This window comes from Roseobacter fucihabitans (genome assembly GCF_014337925.2).
GTDB lineage: Bacteria > Pseudomonadota > Alphaproteobacteria > Rhodobacterales > Rhodobacteraceae > Roseobacter > Roseobacter fucihabitans.
On sequence record NZ_CP143423.1, the window covers coordinates 3,930,185 to 3,948,261 of the forward strand.

The 18,077-nt window shown below is 57.5% G+C and carries 17 protein-coding genes; 8 read left to right on the forward strand and 9 right to left on the reverse strand.

Features of this window, described 5'->3' with window-relative positions; genetic code table 11:
• The first annotated feature begins 8 nt into the window (after positions 1-8).
• Genes ROLI_RS19275 through ROLI_RS19285 form a run of 3 tightly spaced genes read left to right on the forward strand, consistent with a single transcriptional unit; the run spans position 9 to position 4,452 of the window.
• The gene (locus ROLI_RS19275) at positions 9-2,837 is read left to right on the forward strand and encodes a molybdopterin oxidoreductase family protein (RefSeq protein WP_187429363.1); all 2,829 of its coding nucleotides are present in this window, start codon (positions 9-11) and stop codon (positions 2,835-2,837) included.
• Positions 2,834-3,580: a 4Fe-4S dicluster domain-containing protein gene (locus ROLI_RS19280; protein ID WP_187429362.1), complete on the forward strand. Its 747-nt coding sequence runs from the start codon at positions 2,834-2,836 to the stop codon at positions 3,578-3,580. The genes ROLI_RS19275 and ROLI_RS19280 overlap by 4 nt, the downstream gene beginning before the upstream one ends.
• Positions 3,580-4,452 (forward strand): DmsC/YnfH family molybdoenzyme membrane anchor subunit, encoded by an 873-nt coding sequence (locus ROLI_RS19285; RefSeq protein ID WP_187429361.1) that lies wholly within the window; start codon positions 3,580-3,582, stop codon positions 4,450-4,452. The genes ROLI_RS19280 and ROLI_RS19285 overlap by 1 nt, the downstream gene beginning before the upstream one ends.
• 80 nt (positions 4,453-4,532) lie before the next feature.
• Here ROLI_RS19285 and dapA read toward each other — a convergent pair whose 3' ends face one another.
• On the reverse strand, positions 4,533-5,408 hold the full coding sequence (dapA, locus tag ROLI_RS19290; RefSeq protein ID WP_187429360.1) for a 4-hydroxy-tetrahydrodipicolinate synthase: 876 nt from the start codon (positions 5,406-5,408) through the stop codon (positions 4,533-4,535).
• A 154-nt stretch (positions 5,409-5,562) separates the two neighbouring features.
• On the opposite strand from dapA, the gene ROLI_RS19295 reads away from it, so the two are divergent.
• The gene (locus ROLI_RS19295) at positions 5,563-7,506 is read left to right on the forward strand and encodes a lytic transglycosylase domain-containing protein (protein ID WP_187429359.1); all 1,944 of its coding nucleotides are present in this window, start codon (positions 5,563-5,565) and stop codon (positions 7,504-7,506) included.
• On the opposite strand, the gene ROLI_RS19300 is transcribed toward ROLI_RS19295, so the two are convergent.
• Complete coding sequence (locus ROLI_RS19300) at positions 7,471-8,340, reverse strand: DMT family transporter (protein WP_316247420.1); 870 nt, start codon at positions 8,338-8,340, stop codon at positions 7,471-7,473. The two genes, ROLI_RS19295 and ROLI_RS19300, sit on opposite strands and share 36 nt — an antisense overlap.
• Positions 8,337-9,014 (reverse strand): tRNA (5-methylaminomethyl-2-thiouridine)(34)-methyltransferase MnmD, encoded by a 678-nt coding sequence (mnmD, locus tag ROLI_RS19305; protein WP_187429358.1) that lies wholly within the window; start codon positions 9,012-9,014, stop codon positions 8,337-8,339. Before mnmD ends, ROLI_RS19300 begins: the two co-directional genes overlap by 4 nt.
• A gap of 63 nt (positions 9,015-9,077) precedes the next feature.
• Between mnmD and ROLI_RS19310 the strand changes: the two genes are divergently transcribed.
• Entirely contained in the window at positions 9,078-10,109 is a 1,032-nt protein-coding gene (locus ROLI_RS19310; RefSeq protein ID WP_187429357.1) for an FAD-binding oxidoreductase, read from the forward strand.
• A gap of 78 nt (positions 10,110-10,187) precedes the next feature.
• On the forward strand, positions 10,188-10,604 hold the full coding sequence (locus ROLI_RS19315) for a VOC family protein (RefSeq protein WP_187429356.1): 417 nt from the start codon (positions 10,188-10,190) through the stop codon (positions 10,602-10,604).
• Here the strand turns inward: ROLI_RS19315 and ROLI_RS19320 are convergent.
• The 3 genes from ROLI_RS19320 to ROLI_RS19330 form a co-directional block, all read right to left on the reverse strand.
• Entirely contained in the window at positions 10,601-11,143 is a 543-nt protein-coding gene (locus ROLI_RS19320) for an NADPH-dependent FMN reductase (RefSeq protein ID WP_187429355.1), read from the reverse strand. The two genes, ROLI_RS19315 and ROLI_RS19320, sit on opposite strands and share 4 nt — an antisense overlap.
• A 111-nt stretch (positions 11,144-11,254) precedes the next feature.
• Positions 11,255-11,923, reverse strand: a complete 669-nt coding sequence (locus ROLI_RS19325) for an OmpA family protein (protein ID WP_187429354.1) — start codon at positions 11,921-11,923, stop codon at positions 11,255-11,257.
• A 133-nt stretch (positions 11,924-12,056) separates the two neighbouring features.
• The gene (locus ROLI_RS19330) at positions 12,057-12,923 is read right to left on the reverse strand and encodes a bifunctional helix-turn-helix domain-containing protein/methylated-DNA--[protein]-cysteine S-methyltransferase (protein WP_187429353.1); all 867 of its coding nucleotides are present in this window, start codon (positions 12,921-12,923) and stop codon (positions 12,057-12,059) included.
• 145 nt (positions 12,924-13,068) lie between these two features.
• On the opposite strand from ROLI_RS19330, the gene nth reads away from it, so the two are divergent.
• Both nth and ROLI_RS19340 read left to right on the forward strand, forming a co-directional pair.
• Entirely contained in the window at positions 13,069-13,713 is a 645-nt protein-coding gene (nth, locus tag ROLI_RS19335; RefSeq protein ID WP_187429352.1) for an endonuclease III, read from the forward strand.
• Positions 13,710-14,696 carry an adenosine kinase gene (locus ROLI_RS19340; RefSeq protein ID WP_187429351.1) on the forward strand — a complete coding sequence of 329 codons (987 nt, stop codon included), beginning with the start codon at positions 13,710-13,712 and terminating at the stop codon, positions 14,694-14,696. The genes nth and ROLI_RS19340 overlap by 4 nt, the downstream gene beginning before the upstream one ends.
• Before the next feature lie 318 nt (positions 14,697-15,014).
• On the opposite strand, the gene ROLI_RS19345 is transcribed toward ROLI_RS19340, so the two are convergent.
• The 3 genes from ROLI_RS19345 to ROLI_RS19355 form a co-directional block, all read right to left on the reverse strand.
• Positions 15,015-15,497 carry an RNA pyrophosphohydrolase gene (locus tag ROLI_RS19345; protein ID WP_187429350.1) on the reverse strand — a complete coding sequence of 161 codons (483 nt, stop codon included), beginning with the start codon at positions 15,495-15,497 and terminating at the stop codon, positions 15,015-15,017.
• A 322-nt stretch (positions 15,498-15,819) separates the two neighbouring features.
• Positions 15,820-17,313 carry an aldo/keto reductase gene (locus ROLI_RS19350; RefSeq protein WP_222869445.1) on the reverse strand — a complete coding sequence of 498 codons (1,494 nt, stop codon included), beginning with the start codon at positions 17,311-17,313 and terminating at the stop codon, positions 15,820-15,822.
• A gap of 14 nt (positions 17,314-17,327) precedes the next feature.
• Positions 17,328-18,008 (reverse strand): GntR family transcriptional regulator, encoded by a 681-nt coding sequence (locus ROLI_RS19355; RefSeq protein ID WP_187429348.1) that lies wholly within the window; start codon positions 18,006-18,008, stop codon positions 17,328-17,330.
• Between the last annotated feature and the right edge of the window lie 69 nt (positions 18,009-18,077).

Below are 18,077 nucleotides of genomic sequence, written 5' to 3' on the forward strand. Positions count from 1 at the left end.
GAGCCAGTATGAACCAGCCAGTGATTGATCTAAGCCCCAAAGTGTCCGATGAGGTCCGCAAGACCACCTGTTATATGTGCGCCTGCCGCTGTGGGATCAACGTGCATATGAAGGACGGCCCCGATGGTGAAAAACAGGTCGCCTATATCGAGGGCAACAAGGACCACCCGGTCAATCAGGGCGTGCTTTGTGCCAAAGGGTCGGCGGGCATCATGCAGGTCAACGCGCCCTCGCGTTTGCGCAAACCCCTGAAACGCGTCGGGCCGCGCGGATCAGGCGAATTCGAAGAGATCGAATGGGATGAGGCGTTGCAAATCGCGACCGATTGGCTGGAGCCGGTGCGCAAGGATAACCCCGAAAAGCTCGCGTTCTTCACCGGGCGAGATCAGTCGCAAAGCTTCACGAGCCTCTGGGCGCAGGGGTTCGGCACGCCGAATTATGCAGCCCACGGCGGGTTCTGTTCGGTCAATATGGCAGCGGCGGGCATCTACACGATGGGTGGTGCCTTCTGGGAATTCGGCCAACCCGATTGGGACCATACCAAGTTGTTCATGCTCTTTGGTGTGGCTGAGGATCACGATAGCAACCCGATCAAGATGGGCATTGGCAAGATCAAGAAACGCGGAGCGCGCATCATCGGCGTGAACCCGATCCGCACAGGCTATAACGCCGTGGCCGATGATTGGGTCGGCATCACGCCCGGCACCGATGGGCTGTTCATTCTGGCGATGATCCATTGCCTGATGAAGGCCGGGAAAATCGACCTCACTTACCTCGCGCAATATACCAACGCGCCGGTTTTGGTGATCAATAACCCCGGTGGTGATGATCACGGCCTGTTGATGCGGGACGCGGATGGCAAAGAGCTGGTCATCGACCGTAAAACGGGCAAGCTGACGCCGTTTGATCAACCCGGTGTGCACCCCGATCTGGCTGCGACCTATGAGGCCGACGGGCGCACCTATCGCCCCGTCTTCCATCAGATGGCGGATATGTATCTGGACGATCAATACGCGCCTGAAAACGTGGCGGAGCGTTGCGGCATCCCTGCAAAACGCATCCGCGCGATTGCGGCGGAACTGGCGCGTGTCGCCTTTGAGGAAGCCTTTGAGCTGGATCAGGAATGGACTGATTTTCGCGGCGTGAAACACACCAAAATGACCGGTCGCCCGGTGTCTTTCCACTCCATGCGCGGGATTTCGGCCCACGCCAATGGGTTCCAGACCTGCCGTGCGCTGCATGTGTTGCAGATCATCCTCGGCACGGTCGAGGTCCCCGGTGGATTCCGCTTCAAGCCGCCCTATCCCAAGCCCGCGACCGCCCACCCGAAACCGCATGTTGGCGTGACGCCGGGTTCCGCGCTGAACGGTCCCCACCTTGGGTTTGTGCATGGTCCTGAGGACCTCGCGCTCAAGGCAGACGGTTCGCCCGCGCGCATCGACAAGGCATTTACCTGGGAAAACCCGATGTCCAGCCACGGGTTGATGCATATGGTAATCTCCAATGCCTACGCCGGGGACCCCTATAAAATCGACGTGCTGTTCATGTATATGGCCAATATGTCGTGGAATTCCTCAATGAACACGCGCGGCGTGATCGACATGCTGACGGACAAGGACGAGAACGGCGAGTACGTGATCCCCAAGATCATCTATTCCGATGCTTATTCTTCGGAAATGGTCGCCTATTCCGATCTGATCCTGCCGGACACGACGTACCTCGAACGCCACGATTGTATTTCGCTTCTGGACCGTCCCATTTGCGAAGCGGATGCAGCGGCGGATGCCATCCGCTGGCCCGTGATAGAACCCGACCGTGACGTCAAAGGGTTCCAATCCGCACTTTGTGATCTGGGCGGCAAGCTTGGCCTTCCCGGCTTCGTCAACCCGGATGGCAGTCAGAAGTACAAGGATTACGCCGATTATATCGTGAACCACGAGCGCCGTCCGGGCATCGGGCCATTGGCGGGTTTTCGCGGTGTGGACGGCGACAAATCGGGGCGTGGTGAGGTCAATTCCAACCAGTTGGACCGTTATATCGAAAACGGCGGTTTCTTTGTGGAACACATTCCGGCCGGGTCGAATTACTATAAACCGTGGAATGCCGCCTATCAGGATTGGGCCGTGGGCATGGGGCTTTATGACAAGCCAATGCCCTATCTGTTCTCGCTTTATGTGGAGCCGATGCGCAAATTCCAACTGGCTGCCGAAGGGCACGGCGACCGCCAGCCCCCTGATCATCTGCGGGACCGCATCAAGGAAAAGATGTCACCCCTGCCGATCTGGTATTCCTCGGAAGAGGAAAATAAGGCAGGCGAATTCCCCATTACCGCGCTCACGCAACGCCCGATGGCGATGTATCACTCCTGGGGGTCGCAAAACGCGTGGCTGCGACAATTGCACGGCCATAACCCGCTTTATATTCCGACCAAGCTGATGCGCGAAAACGGCTTGAGTGATGGCGATTGGGCGCGGGTCACGTCACCGCATGGTGAAATTACCGTGCCGGTGCTGGAAATGGCGGCGCTGAATGAAAACACCATCTGGACGTGGAACGCGATCGGCAAGCGTAAAGGGGCCTGGGCCTTAGAGGAGAACGCGCTTGAGGCCACGCGCGGCTTCCTGCTCAACCACCTGATCCACGAATTGCTGCCGCCCAAGGGCGACGGTTTACGGTGGGCCAATTCCGATCCGATCACGGGACAGGCCGCGTGGTTTGACCTCAAGGTCCGCATCGAAAAGGCCACCCCGCCCGATGAATCGCAACCCGGTTTTGCCCCGATCAAATCGCCCGTTGGTCAGGGCCCTAAAGATCTGAAATGGAAGGTTGGCAAATGACGACGCTCCCCACCAGCACGCAAAAGAAACTCGGGCTCGTCATCGACCTCGATACCTGTGTGGGCTGCCATGCCTGCGTGATATCCTGCAAGGGGTGGAACACGGAAAACTATGGCGCGCCGCTCTCTGATCAAAACGCCTATGGCGGTGACAACAGCGGCACGTTCCTCAACCGCGTCCACAGTTACGAGGTACAGCCCGAGCAGGGTGAGGCGCAGCTGATCCACTTCCCCAAATCCTGTCTGCATTGCGAGGACGCGCCTTGCGTGACCGTCTGCCCGACAGGGGCGAGCTACAAGCGGGTCGAGGATGGGATCGTTCTGGTCAACGAGAGCGATTGCATCGGTTGCGGGCTTTGTGCCTGGGCCTGTCCTTATGGCGCGCGCGAACTCGATCAAGCCGAGGGGGTGATGAAGAAATGCACCCTCTGCGTGGATCGGATTTACAACGAAAACCTGCCCGAAGAAGACCGCCAGCCCGCCTGTGTGCGCACCTGCCCGTCCAATGCGCGCCACTTTGGCGATCTGGGCGATCCTGACAGCGACGTGAGCAAACTGGTGGCGGAGCGTGGTGGTATGGATTTGATGCCGGAACAAGGCACCAAGCCGGTCAATCAATACCTGCCGCCCCGCCCCAAAGACGCCCTGCCTGAATTTGACGTTCTGGCCCCCTTTCTGGAACCCGTCGCACAGGAGCCAAAAGGGTTCCTCGGCTGGCTCGATAAAACCCTGGAGAAACTCTGATGCATCCAGCACCTTCCGTCATTTTCTTCACCACCTTCAGTGGCTTGGGCTTTGGCCTGCTGTTCTTCCTCGGCCTCGGGATGCCGGTTGTCACGGGTTGGGTAGCCTTCGTATTTTTCGCCATCGCCTATGCCATGGCGGTGGGCGGTCTGATGGCCTCCACCTTCCATTTGGGCCGCCCTGAACGCGCGCTCAAGGCCTTCACGCAGTGGCGTTCCAGCTGGCTGAGCCGGGAGGCATGGTGCGCGGTTGGTGCGCTTGTTTTCATGGGGCTCTATGCGGCGGGCCTCGTGTTTCTGGAAACGCGATATACGGTGTTTGGCCTGCTGGGCGCGGTTTTCTGCCTCGCAACCGTATTTACCACCTCCATGATCTATACCCAGCTCAAAACCATCCCGCGCTGGAATATGGGCATTACGCCCGTGAAGTTCATGACCCTCTCCCTCGCGGGGGGTGCGCTGTTTGCAGGGCAAGTGAGTGTTGCCCTTGGCTTACTGGTCATCGCCGGGATTGTGCAGGTCATGACATGGGTTCAGGGCGACAAGGCGCTTGCCGCATCAGGAACCGATATGGCCACAGCCACCGGTCTCGGCAGCATCGGCAAGGTGCGCGCGTTCGAGCCACCCCATACTGGCACGAACTATCTGCTGCGCGAATTCGTGCATGAGATCGGGCGCAAACATAGCCAGAAGCTGCGCGTTATTTCATTGCTGCTTATGGTGGTCATACCTGTCATGCTCTTGATGCTGCCTGTTTCGCACCTCATCGCCACACTTGCCGTGCTCAGCCATGTGGCAGGTGTGTTAACGGCCCGCTGGTTGTTCTTCGCAGAGGCGGAACATGTCGTCGGGCTTTATTACGGCAAACGCTGAAACCAAATGCGCGCCACGGGTTTACCCCTGCGGCGCGCATGTTTTATAGGCAATGGCGGGATCGCGACCCAGGGATGCGATCAGTTCATCAGCCCCGCGTGACGCAAACCATCCTCGACAAGCCCGCGCGTCGTATCCGACAGACCGCTGAGCGGCAAGCGCACCTCATCCGAGCACAGATCCAACCGTGACATGGCGTATTTGACCCCAACCAGACCGGGTTCGGTGAAAATCGCCTTGTGCAATGGCATCAACCGATCCTGGATCTGGAGAGCCTTGGCATAGTCACCCGTGAGGCAAGCCGCCTGCATCTCGCTCAACATCTTGGGCGCGACATTCGCCGTGACCGAAATACACCCGGTGCCGCCTTGGGCGTTGAACCCATGCGCCGTGGCGTCTTCGCCCGACAACTGGATGAAATCCGGCCCACATGTGAGCCGCTGGTCGCTTACGCGCGCCAGATCGCCCGTGGCATCCTTCACCCCGACAATGCGCGGCAGCTGGGCCAATTCGCCCATGGTTTCCGGCGACATATCCACAACCGACCGGCCCGGGATATTATAAATAATGATCGGCAATTCACAGCAATCATGCAGCGCGGTGAAATGCGCGATCAGACCCTTTTGCGTCGGCTTGTTGTAATAGGGCGTCACGACCAGTACAGCATCCGCACCGACTTTTTCGGCATGGCGCGCCAGGCGCATCGCCTCGATTGTATTGTTGGACCCGGCACCGGCAATGACCGGGATGCGACCAGCTGCGGCCTTGACGACCTCTTCGACGACGATCTCATGTTCGCGGTGTGTCAGCGTCGGGCTTTCACCCGTCGTGCCCACAGGAACCAGTCCATTGCTGCCTTCTCCAATATGCCATTCGACAAGTTTCTTGAGCGTCTCAAGATCCAGCTCGCCGTTTCTGAACGGCGTGACGAGGGCAGGCATTGAGCCTTTGAACATGTGCACGCTCCTTTTTCCATTTTGGCCGGCAAATGGCCTGAGATTAACTTCATGTCAGCACGATCGTGATTTGATACACGCCAAGCTGTATGTAACAGAGGCTCTAGCCCTCAATCGCCGGGAATTGCAAGTGATCAGACGTCTGCTGACAACGATGATTCTTATTTTTGTAACCGCTATGCCGAGTCTGGCGGAGCGGCCAAGGCCCCTGGCCTGGGCAATGGATGCGGTGCGCAGCGGCGACTGGCAGACCGCGGCAAAAGCTGCTGCACGTGACGGCGATGTTGCGGCCGATGTGGTTGAATGGTCGCGTTTGCGCGCGGGGCGGGGCACCTATGACGATGTCATGACGTTTCTGAATCGGCGCCCGGATTGGCCGGGCGAACCATATTTGCGCAAACAATCCGAAAAGGTTGTGATTGTGCGGCCCGATTCGGATGTCATCGCGTTTTTTGATGCACAGGCTGCGCAGACAGCGGAAGGCGTTTTGCGCCATGCCCAAGCACTGGAGCGGACCGGGAAGCCGGATCAGGCCCGCAAAAATATCATAAATGCTTGGCGTTCAATGCCTATGGGTGCCACCGCGCAGGCGTTATTCGTGGCATCGCATGATGCGCTCTTGAAAGAGCATGATACCGCCCGCCTCGATGCGATGCTCTGGGCCGGCGCGATTGAGAACGCGCGCCGCATGTTTGATCGGGTGTCTGCTGCGGATCGAGCCGTTGCCGATGCGCGCATTGCCCTGCATAAATTGGATAAGGGCGTGGATACGCTCATCTCCAGAATACCACAAAGCCACGCGAAAAACCCCGGCTTGCAATATGAGCGGTTTGTCTGGCGCGCGCGCAAGGGGCGATGGGATGATGCAAAAGCGCTCCTGCTGGCCACGTCAACCAGTGCCGACGCCCTCGGTGATCCGCAAGCCTGGAGCAATCGTCGCAGGTCTATGGCTCGGGATGAAATGCGTGACGGCAACGCCGAGCGCGCCTATGAAATCGCGGCGCGCCATTTTCTGACCAGTGGCTCGAACTATGCCGATCTGGAATGGCTGGCCGGTTACATTGCGCTGCGCAAACTGAATGAACCAGAGACAGCGCTGCAGCATTTCAAGAATCATGACGCAGCGGTGCGCTCTCCAATATCAAAAGGGCGAGCAGGGTACTGGCAAGGCCGTGCATTGGAGGCCCTGGGAGATGTGGCTGCTGCGGATCAGGCATATACGCGCGGAGCACAATATCAGACCTCCTTCTATGGGTTGCTGGCCGCAGAGCGGGCAGATTTGCCCTTTGATGTCCACCTTCCAGATGACGCCGCAGGGTTAAATTGGCGTGATTCATCCTTGGCTCAAGAGCCCCTGTTTGTAGCGGGTTTGTTACTTCAGGCCTCTGGTGAGTTGAATTTGGCCGAGAGGTTCTGGACACATTTGGCCGAAAGCCTGGATCAACAACAGGCAACTCTTTTGGCAGAGGCTGCACTGGATACGGGTGAGCCGCATTTGGCAGTCATGATCGGCAAACGTGCCGCCCAGCGCAGCGTAGTTGTTCCCCGTGGGTATTATGCGCTTCATCCCATCTCAGAACAACCGCTCCCGATGGCTCCTGAGATGGTACTTGCGATTGCACGACGCGAAAGTGAGTTCGACCCTGGCGTGCAAAGTGGCGTCGGTGCGCGCGGTTTGATGCAGATTATGCCTGCAACGGGCCGCGAGGTTGCCGCTTCCATGGGGCGCGCTTCTCAGCATAGTACAGAACGGCTCATATCGGATCCTACCTATAATGCAGAATTAGGTGCCGCCTATCTGGAAGAACTGGCACATCGTTTCCGGGGCAATGTCGTGATGATGTCCGCGGGTTATAATGCCGGTCCAAGCCGCCCGGACCGGTGGATGATTACCTTTGGAGACCCCAGAAAAGGGGAGATCGACATGATCGACTGGATCGAACACATACCGTTCCGCGAGACGCGCAACTATGTGATGCGGGTGACGGAGAGCTTGCCAATATATCGCGCCAGGCTTGGTAAAGACCCATTGCCGCAACCGTTCAGCGAGGAGTTGACCGGATCATCGCTGTTGTCTTTCGCGCCAAAGGGTGAATAGCCCAGCGATGATGATGATCGCGACGCCCAATGCCACATTGGGACGGATCACCTCTCCAAATATTGTGATGCCAATTGCTGATGCAAAAACGAGCTGGAAATAGGCGAAAGGCTGCACCGCACTGGCTTCGGCGGCCTCATAGCATCGGATCAGCAGCCAATGCCCGGCGACACCCGTCACGCAAAGCAACCCCATCCACGCCCAATCCACCCGCGTCATCGGCTCCCAAAACCAAATACCTATAAGCGTCATGGTCACGGCACCCGCCGTTCCCGTCCAGAAGAAGCTGGTCGCGGTACTGTCACGGCGCGCGGCGAAACGGGTCAAAAGCCCGTAGAGTGCGAACATGAAAGCCGCAAGGAGTGGAATGGCCGCAAGCGGGTCAAATACAGACCCGCCAGGCTGGAGAATGATAATCACGCCGACAAACCCTACGGCGATCGCGCTCCAGCGGCGCCATCCCACCCGCTCGCCCAAAAGTGGTCCGGAAAGCGCCGCAACCAGCAAAGGATAACAAGCAAAAACCGCATGGCTTTCAACCAGTCCAAGGAGCGTGAAACCCGTTACCATGACGCAAACCTCCAGCGCGAGGAGAATGCTGCGAAACCCTTGCAAAACCGGCTGGGTGGTCGTTGAGGCAGACCGCAGTCCACCTGCCTTTCTGCATGCAATTGCGATGACAAAAGCCGCGAAAAACCAATAACGTACCATCACCACCAGATAGACGTTATAAGCCTGCGCAAGATGGCGCGAAATACCGTCTTGAAAGGCGAAAACGAGCGTCGTCATCAGCATCAGAGTAACACCGAGACGTACGTTATTGGACTGCGTCACGGCCGCAACACTCCCTGTGACATATGTCGTTTACGCCCAAATCCCTTTGAGCGCGTCACGGCAAATCCCGCCCTTTCAAGTGATCGCCGCACGAAACCCGCCGCAGTGTAGGTGGCAAAAGTCCCTTCCGCGGCGGTGTGCCGGGCCACCTGATCGAGTATGGTGTCAGACCACAGGTCAGGGTTTTTAGCGGGCGAAAAACCATCAAGATACCAGGCGTTTGCCAGACCACCCCAACCGTTGAGCGCCGGACTGGCGTCACCTTTGATCACATTGAGTTCAACATCATCATCCAGATTGAAAACGCCACCAACCGGTTCCCAACAGGCAACCAACTGAGAGCGCAGCCCAGTCAATTCTGGAAACACGGCGAGGGCTTGCTCTATTTGCTCTGCAGACAAAGGAAAAGCTTCGAAACTGGTAAATCTCAGCCGCCCCGATACACCGGATGCACGCCACGCCAAAACAGTTGCCAGAAAGTTGAGGCCCGTACCAAACCCCAATTCAGCCACGTGGAACCCATCACAAAACCGCTCCGGCAGGCCGTTCCCGTGCAAAAAAACATGGCGTGTTTCTTCCAATCCGTTTTCAAGACTGAAATACGGGTCATCAAAGCGGTTGGAAAACGGTACGCCATTTGCGTCCCATGTCACATCTGCGGATGGGTCCTGCACGGGTAGGCCTCACAATGCAGCTACGATCTGGCGCGACATTGAGGGAGGCAATCGAAATTGGCAATGGTCGATATCACGATCCGCGGCGCGGGTATCTTTGGTCTTTCGATCGCATGGGCCTGCGTTAAAAGAGGGGCAAAAGTTCAGATTATCGACCCCCACGGCGCGGGATCCGGAAGCAGCGGTGGCATCGTTGGCGCGCTTGCGCCTCATGTGCCGGAAAACTGGAACCCAAAGAAGGCCTTCCAATTGGACTCGCTTTTGATGGCTGGTCAGTTTTGGGCGGATGTGGAGAACACCTGCGGGGGCTGCGCCGGATACATCCGCTCGGGGCGCCTTCAACCTATCATGGAAGAGGCTGGAATGACCCTCGCAAAGCGGCGATCCGAAACGGCGCGCACGCTCTGGCAAGGCAAGGCCACTTGGGTGGTCGAGGAATGTGACCAGAATCCGTGGCAACCCAACTCCCCAACCGGATGGGTCATTCGCGATAATCTGAGTGCTTCACTGCATCCACTGAAGGCTTGTGAGGCCCTGGTCGCGGCATTGGCGGCGAAGGGCGTATCGGTTGAGGCGGATGGTATCGATACCGGGCGAACGCTTTGGGCAACGGGTGTGCATGGTCTGGAACACCTGGGCCGGGACCGCGCGCGCAACGTCGGCAGTGGGGTCAAGGGGCAAGCGGCGCTATTGCGTTTTGACGCGTGGGGTGCCCCGCAACTCTTTGCGGATGCACTCCACATCATCCCCCACCTTGATGGCACCGTCGCGGTTGGTTCAACGTCCGAGAACACTTTTGATGATCCGCGTTCGGTGGATGCACAAATCGACGGGATCATCTCGCGGGCCCGTGTGGCGGTGCCCCTTTTGCGGGATGCGCCGGTCGTGCAGAAATGGGCGGGCGTGCGCCCCCGCAGCAGGAGCCGTGCGCCGATGCTGGGCCATTGGCCGGACCGGCGCGATCACTTCATTGCAAACGGTGGATTCAAGATCGGGTTCGGAATGGCGCCGAAGATCGCGCAGGTTATGGCCGACCTGCTTCTCGAAGACCTCAACCGGATTCCTCAAGGTTTTGAGGTCAGCGCGTCGTTTTAGGATTAACACGATGCTGCAAATTCAGGTTTATGCTATAAGACGTCTGGCAGTATTCAATCTTTGAGCGAAAGAAACCCAATGTTACAACCTGAAATTCAATGCCGCGTGCGCATGCTCGACCATTTCGTTCTGACGGTGAAGAGTATCCCAGAAACGGTACGGTTTTACACTCAGGTGCTGGGCATGCGCGGTGAACAGTTTCAGGCCGCGGATGGCACACGCAGATGGGCGCTTTTGTTCGGCCAGACCAAAATCAACCTGCATCAGCAAGGGCGCGAGTTCAAACCGAACGCAGGCCATGCGCAGCCTGGAACGGCTGATGTCTGTTTCTTGACCGATGCACCCGTTGAGGCATGGATCAGCCATCTGACCACACATCAGATTGACATCGAAGATGGCCCGATAGACCGTTTGGGCGCAATCGGGCCGATCGTATCACTCTATTTGCGCGATCCCGATGACAATCTGATAGAGGTTTCCGTCCCGCAGGCTTAGCGTTCGATTTCCCTGCGCAACCCCTGCATCAACGCCTTGAGTTCGCGCGGATAGACCTCTCCCAGGAGAGCGCCATTGTCATCAAACTGGTTCGTGCAATCGGCGAGATGGATTTCCGGACCCTGAAGAATGCGCACACGAAAAGGCACCATGAAACCACGCAACACCATTTGCGCGCGCTCACCACCCGCGCGACCCGCTGCCGCGGACATCACGGCCACGGGTTTGTCGTTCCATGGTTTGCCCTTCGTCCGGCTGATCCAATCCAGAGCGTTCTTTAAAACACCGGACGGGCCTTTGTTATATTCGGGCGTCGAAATCAACACGGCATCTGCTTTTGCGATACTGTCTGACAAGGCCTGAACAGCGGCGGGCACGCCCTGTTCACTTTCAAGATCACCGTCATAAAGCGGCAAGTTCAAATCGGCCAGCGTGAATTCCTGCGCCTCAAAAAGGCGCGCTGCCTCGCGAAGCAACTGCGTATTGGCAGAGTCTTTTCTGAGCGAACCCGACAGGCCGATAAGGGAGTATTTTGCCATGATATGTCTTTCAAATTTCAATCAATCAGGGGTTATCCTGATGCCGGGAGCGCAAAAGGCAAGAGCCTCAGCAGAAAACTGAGGCTCTTATCGCACATTTCCGATCCGGATTTAGGATGCTGTGGGAAGGATAACGATTTCGACGCGGCGGTTTTGTGCTTTGCCCTGCGCACTCAAATTGCTTGCGATGGGTTGGCTTTCTCCGCGTCCAAACGTCTGGATACGCGCCCCGGACACGCCGGCGTTCAAAAGGACGGTTCCAACTGCGCTGGCGCGACGCTCTGAGAGCTGTTGGTTATATCCGGCCTCGCCATCGCTATCGGTATGACCGATCACCTGTATGGTGGATTGGGGGTATTGCTGCAAATTTCCCGCAACCGATCGGATGTCCGTTTCCAGATCGGGGCGCACGGTAAAGCTGTTTGTTGCAAACAGGATATCCTGCGGCAGGCTCACAATCAGCCGATCCCCGGTATTTGTGATCGTGACGTCATCATTGCCAAGCTGGGCGCGCAGGTCTGCTTCCTGTCGGTCGAGCGAATACCCAATGCCAGCCCCCAGCGCACCGCCAATGGCGGCTCCTACCAAGGCACCATCCCCGCGATTGCCGTCGCCTTTTGAAAGGGCACCGAGCAAAGCACCCGCACCGGCACCAATCAGCGCGCCTTGCTGGGTTCTGGGATTATTGGAATTTGCGCCGATTTGATTCGGGTTTGTGCAGGCCGTCAGGGCCAATGTGCCCGAAACGGCGACCACCAAGAGGGGTTTTGCAAATGTCATATATGCTGCCTTCGATTGTTACGGCCCCGTTCAAGCGAGGCACCATTGTGTTACCGAAGTCTATATGGCGCTATTGTGCGAGCCAACCAAGGGGGAAATTACAGCGGCAGAACTCCGCCACCCCGACGCGTCATCACGTTTCCGCGCGTGCCGTCTCATAGGCGAGCATCGCGCGTTTCATCGGCAAGCCCCAGTGATACCCGCCCAATCCACCCGATTTGCGCAAGGCCCTGTGGCAAGGGATCAGCCAGCTGATCGGGTTGCGCCCCACGGCCGTGCCAACCGCACGCACGGCACGCGGATTGCCAATCGCCTGCGCAATCTGCGAATAGGTCGTGACCTGACCAGATGGGATGCTCAACAGCGCCTCCCAGACCTTGATTTGAAACGGGGCACCCATCAGGAAAAGAGGGGCGGTATCCAGGGTGCCATCGCCCGCGCCAAAGGCTTTGAGCACCCAGGGGCGTAATTTCATCGGATCTTCGACAAACTCTGCCCTGGGCCAGCGTGACAGCAGATCTTCCAGCGCGCAGGACTCGCCCATCTCGGCCGCAAACCCAATGCCGCAGATGCCCTTATCCGTTCCCATCACCACAGCGGGTCCGAAGGGGCTTTCGAACCAGCCCCAGAATATCGTGAGCCCCGCACCGGCCCGCGCAAATTCACCGGGGCTCATGGCCTCCCAGCGCAAAAACAGATCATGCAGACGCCCGCTGCCGGAAAGCCCGAGCGCGTGTGAGGCCTCAAGCGTTGTGAATTTTTCCCGCAACAACGTGCGGGCATGGTCCAGTTTCAGGTATTGTTCGTAGCGTTTGGGCGACACACCCACCCACCGCGAAAAGACCCGTTGGAAATGGGCGGTGCTCATCCCGATTTCCGCAGCGATTTCATCCAGAGACATTGGATTTTCCGACTGGTCGATCAGGTCAATGGCACGGCGCACCACTTGATAGTGGTAGCTCGTTTCGGATGCGGCAAAGAGGGGTTGATGCTGTGTCATACCCCCTTTTACGGGAGGCCGCGCGCTCATGCGACCCGGAACTTGCGGATTGGTGACTGCACGCTGGATGGGTATTTACCTCAGATTTTAGCCGTCAGGCGTAGTTACTCTTGCTCCGTGCGTAGAATTCTCGCATACCCGGCGGATGGCAAAACAGCTGGGTTATCATACGATAAGAGAAATTTTCGCACGGTTTCAGGAAGCTGATCCCGCGCCGAAAGGCGAGTTGGACCACGTGAATGTCTACACGCTGGTTGTTGCCGTCGCGCTCAGTGCTCAGGCGACAGATGCCGGTGTGAATAAAGCCACGCGCAAACTGTTTGAAATTGCCGATACGCCCCAAAAAATGCTTGATCTTGGGCTCGACGGGGTGACGGAACATATCAAGACCATCGGCCTATACCGACAAAAGGCCAAAAACGTCATCAAATTAAGCGAAATTCTGGTACGAGAGTATGGCGGTGAAGTCCCCAACAGCCGCGCGGCCTTGCAAGGGCTGCCAGGCGTGGGGCGCAAAACTGCGAATGTCGTTTTGAACATGTGGTGGCAGTTCCCCGCGCAAGCCGTGGATACGCATATTTTCCGTCTCGGAAATCGCACCGGAATCGCGCCCGGCAAAACCGTTGATGCCGTAGAGCGCGCCATTGAGGACAATATTCCCGCTGATTTTCAGCTGCACGCCCACCACTGGATGATCCTGCACGGGCGCTATCATTGCAAAGCGCGCAAACCCATGTGCCCCACCTGCATCATCCGCGATCTATGCCCATTTGAGGAAAAAACCATATGAAAACCTACGAAGTTGTTGGCATCGGAAACGCCGTTGTCGATGTGATCACCCATGCGGATGACACGTTTCTGGATCACATGGGCATCGAAAAAGGCATCATGCAATTGGTTGATCAGGCACGGTCAGAGAAACTTTTCGGGGCGATGAATGATCGGTTGCAAACACCCGGTGGCGCTGTAGCCAATACGGTGGCCGGTGTCGGATCGCTGGGCTTGCAAACCGCGTTTATCGGGCGGGTGCGCGATGATGCCTTGGGTAAATTCTATGCCAGCGCCATGACGGATAACGGGATTGATTTTGTGAATCCGCCTGTTGTGGAGGGTGAGATGCCGACATCACGCTGCATGATCTTCGTCACGCCCGACGGCGAGCGCTCCCTCAATACCTACCTTGGCATTTCTACCGGGCTCACCTCGGCAGATGTCCCGATCAGCGTTTCGGGCAATGCGCGGATCATGTTGCTTGAAGGGTATCTGTTTGATCATGACGCGGGCAAAACGGCGTTCCGCGAAGCGGCGCGCGCGACCAAGGCGGGGAATGGCATTGCGGGGATTGCGATCTCGGACCCCTTCTGCGTCGAACGCCATCGCGCGGATTTCCTGTCGCTGATCGAACATGACCTGGATTATGTGATCGGCAATGAGCATGAGATCAAGTCGCTGTTTCAAACCGATCTTGAAACGGCACTGGCCAAGACTGCCGAGATTTGCCCGTTGGTGGTTTGCACCCGGTCAGGTGATGGCGTGAGTGTCCTGTCCAAAGGCGAGCGGGTGGACGTGCCAGTGCAGGAGATCATTCCGGTCGATGCGACCGGTGCGGGGGATCAGTTTGCCGCCGGGTTCCTTTACGGCCTGGCGACCGGTCGTAAATTGGAAATTTGCGCGCGCATGGGCAACCTCTGTGCCGCGGAAGTCATCAGCCATGTTGGTCCGCGTCCGCAGATCGACATGAAGGATGTCTTCGTCAAGGAAGGTCTTGTCTGACCATGCTGGCCAGTCGGTTTCACGCAGTTCCAGCGGAAAAAACCGCGATACCCGCAAGAGCGTAGATGGCTGTCGGGCCCCTCTATTGGGTGCGGCACGGTCGCCTGACCTTGGGCGATGACCATCTGTTGACGCGCCGGCAAAAAGAAGATCACCGGGGATGTGTAGGTCGCATAAACTTAGCCATGTTTGCATGGCGCGATAGAGCGACCGGGGATTTATCTGATCGCTGGTCTGGAATGGTGGAAATCGAAGATGATCACGCGGGCTCGCCGTGTTGCTCAAAACCGCAGTTCCGAACGTCCCGCCCCTGCTTCCCTAGAAGTAATCTGCGAATTCGGCCATCACACCGACGTAAACATCGCGTTTGAACGGCACGATATTCTCGACCAAATCACGCGCAGCCAACCAGCGCCATTCCGAAAACTCCGGGTGTTCTGTTGCGATGTTGATGTCGCTGTCCTGGCCATTGAATTGCATCAGAAACCAACGTTGTTTTTGGCCGCGATACCGACCTTTCCAGAGCTTGGGGACCAAGTCAAAGGGCAATTCATAAGGCAACCATTGTTGGCTTTCAGCAATGATCTCCACCAGATTCGACGTGACACCGGTCTCTTCCCATAGTTCGCGCAGGGCGGCGTCTCGAGCGGGTTCGCCCTCATCAATACCGCCCTGTGGCATTTGCCAGGCCGCAATCTGACTATCACGACGCTGACCGACAAAAACCTCTTTGTCCGCATTCACCAACATGACCCCCACACATGGACGGTAGGGCAATTTTGCAATCTCTTGGGGCGTCATGACGGTCATTTCTCCATTCTGGTGCGGCACAGGTCGTCTGGTTACGCGCAATCGTTTTGCGATAGATACCGCCAAATGCCACCATCTGAAAGAGACGCCGCGCCATAGGGGTCGGTTGGGTCTGCAAAAACATTTTTGGGCGTTGTGCATCCCATTGCGTGACGCGCTTTTGAGCCGGGCGGCAAAGGTTTGTTTAGTGTATGCGTCCAAAGCCTGGGCTTTCAGCGCCTGTTATCGCCTAAAGCGCCGTGCACCAGCACCATAGCCATCAAAATGCCGGGCCGATGATGTTTGTTTGAACGCCTATGGAACCCGACACACCTTAACCCATCGGTCCGTTTGCGCTCCCTGCATCTGGCGCAACCAGAGCTTCCGCTTCAATCTCGACGCGGTAGCCGCCGACCAATTTAGCCACCACCACAAGGGTGTTGGCCGGTTTGATCTCGCCAAATACGCGGCCATGCGCATTTGAAACGTGCAGCGTGTCGGCTTCATCCACCAGATAGATCCTTGTTCTGATCACATCCTTTGGCCCTGCCCCGAATGCCGCCAATGCCTCGGCGATCTTGTCGAGGATAAATGTCGTCTGCGCCCCCGCGTCATCTGGTGCCACAACCCTGTCCGATCCCGCGGTCGCAGTTGTCCCCGAGACCAATATCCGGTCTCCAACGCGTTGGGCGCGACAATATCCGGCAATATCTTCCCACTTCGACCCGCTCAATACACGCTCAGCGCCTAGGCGATACGGAACGGGGACGCTCTCATATGAAAGCGGTATCTGATCCAGATGATCGCTTAAATCACCGGTGGCCGTCAGGAAGGGCGGCTTGCGGTATTCATCGCCGCAATCGCCCGGAATTGGTCTGGTCTGTGCGAAGGCGATCTCAAGGCGGTCGTGATCTTCGCGATCAAGCTCATAAGCAAACAGCTGCGCATTATCTTCGGTATGTATGTTTTCGCCCAAGCGTGCACCGATGATGACCCCGGCGACTGCGCGCTGCTCCAACACCCAACGGGTTGCGACATTGGCAATGGAAACCCCATGTTTGCGCGCGATTGCAGAAGCCGCGCTTAGGATGGTCTGAAACGCCTTCCATCCCCCGGCCGCATCAATGAAGCGCTTGTATTTCATTTTGGACCAATCGGTGATCTGGTCGGGTTCGGGCGCATCAAGCCATCTCTCGCTCAAAAAACCACCGCATAGAGTCCCATAGGCAAGAAGCCGGACGGGCGACGTGGCGCATAATTCTGCGAGAGGCCCTGCCGCGCGGCGATCCACAAGGGAGAACGAGACCTGATTGGTGCGCAGTGCAATTCCATCCGCCAGCGCCAGAGCCAGGTGGGCGGCGTCAAAATTGGTGACACCTATCTCACGGATCAGCCCTTCCTCGCGCAGGGCGGTGAGTTCGTGCAGCGCATCAAGCCATGCCGGATGCTGAAAGCTCCACCAATGAAATTGCAACAAATCAACGCGCTCCACGCCCAGCCGGTCCAGCCTTTCCTGCACACCTTTGCGCACGATCTCCGCACTCATCGGTCCGGGGGGCGGGCACCATTTGGTGAAGGCAAGCGGCTTGGGGCTTCCCGTTCCGGTGCGACGCAGCAGCGCGCCCGTGATGATCTCCGCGGAACCGTAATGGTCCGCCATATCAAAGGTGTCAAACCCCGCATCAACGTAGCGCTGCAAAACATCGGCACCCGCCTCGGGATCCAGCTTTCCCTGCTTGCGCTCGATATCGGCGACCTGCCAAAGCCCTGTCAGCGCACGGGCGATGTTCAGGCCAGGGGCAATTTCATATCGTTCTGGTTGGGCCAATTTTGCGTCTCCATTCATGAACGGGGTGCCATTGATGCCAGGTCCGGATCGTTTTTCAAGACACCAAAGGATTGCTCGATGTCCCGCCTGAGCGCGACTTGTGCAGCGGCCAAATCATTCCGCTCCAGCGCATTTAGAAGGGCACCGTGGTATTTATGCTCTTCAATATGCGCCACATTTTTATGATAGATGATCAGATTGAGATAGGATCCATATTGCAGCCAAAGCGCCTCGACGATTGGCAACAACACGTCGGAGCCAGACATCCGATAGAGCGTGAAATGAAAATCATAGTTCTGCACAAGATCGGGCCCGTGCTGCGCGGGGTCCTCAGGTCGTTCAAGAATAGCCTTGAGTTTGGCAATGCCTGAGGCATCAATGGACGCCAGGGCTTGCTCCAGCAGAAGGCTTTCCAGAGCAAGCCGTGCTGATTTCAAATCCGACATCCTGCGCGGGTCAAAAGGGGGCACCAGCAACTTGCGGCTGCGCGTATCGATGAGCGCCCCTTCGGCGACGAGCCGACGCACGGCCTCACGCACCGGCGTCATGGAGGTGCCAAGCTGTTCTGCCAAGGAGCGCAGGGACAGCACGTCACCCGGCGCAAACGCCCCGCGCGTAAAAGCATCATGCAGCGCCTGATAGGCGCTATCGCGCATATTCGTCTGATCGATTGCTGCGATTTGCGCGGTTGTCATCTTTGCCTTTCCCGTTCTGTGCAGGGGAAGTGTTGCGCGTCATGAGGGTCATTGACAAGGGTGAGATAT

Coding starts and splice junctions, on each gene's coding strand:
- ROLI_RS19355 (WP_187429348.1), bottom strand. CDS start 18,008: ATGACAACCGCGCAAATCGCAGCAATCGATCAGACGAATATGCGCGAT.
- ROLI_RS19285 (WP_187429361.1), top strand. CDS start 3,580: ATGCATCCAGCACCTTCCGTCATTTTCTTCACCACCTTCAGTGGCTTG.
- ROLI_RS19330 (WP_187429353.1), bottom strand. CDS start 12,923: ATGACACAGCATCAACCCCTCTTTGCCGCATCCGAAACGAGCTACCAC.
- ROLI_RS19315 (WP_187429356.1), top strand. CDS start 10,188: ATGTTACAACCTGAAATTCAATGCCGCGTGCGCATGCTCGACCATTTC.
- ROLI_RS19310 (WP_187429357.1), top strand. CDS start 9,078: ATGGTCGATATCACGATCCGCGGCGCGGGTATCTTTGGTCTTTCGATC.
- ROLI_RS19275 (WP_187429363.1), top strand. CDS start 9: ATGAACCAGCCAGTGATTGATCTAAGCCCCAAAGTGTCCGATGAGGTC.
- nth (WP_187429352.1), top strand. CDS start 13,069: ATGGCAAAACAGCTGGGTTATCATACGATAAGAGAAATTTTCGCACGG.
- ROLI_RS19345 (WP_187429350.1), bottom strand. CDS start 15,497: ATGACGCCCCAAGAGATTGCAAAATTGCCCTACCGTCCATGTGTGGGG.
- ROLI_RS19340 (WP_187429351.1), top strand. CDS start 13,710: ATGAAAACCTACGAAGTTGTTGGCATCGGAAACGCCGTTGTCGATGTG.
- ROLI_RS19320 (WP_187429355.1), bottom strand. CDS start 11,143: ATGGCAAAATACTCCCTTATCGGCCTGTCGGGTTCGCTCAGAAAAGAC.
- ROLI_RS19280 (WP_187429362.1), top strand. CDS start 2,834: ATGACGACGCTCCCCACCAGCACGCAAAAGAAACTCGGGCTCGTCATC.
- dapA (WP_187429360.1), bottom strand. CDS start 5,408: ATGTTCAAAGGCTCAATGCCTGCCCTCGTCACGCCGTTCAGAAACGGC.
- ROLI_RS19325 (WP_187429354.1), bottom strand. CDS start 11,923: ATGACATTTGCAAAACCCCTCTTGGTGGTCGCCGTTTCGGGCACATTG.
- ROLI_RS19295 (WP_187429359.1), top strand. CDS start 5,563: ATGATTCTTATTTTTGTAACCGCTATGCCGAGTCTGGCGGAGCGGCCA.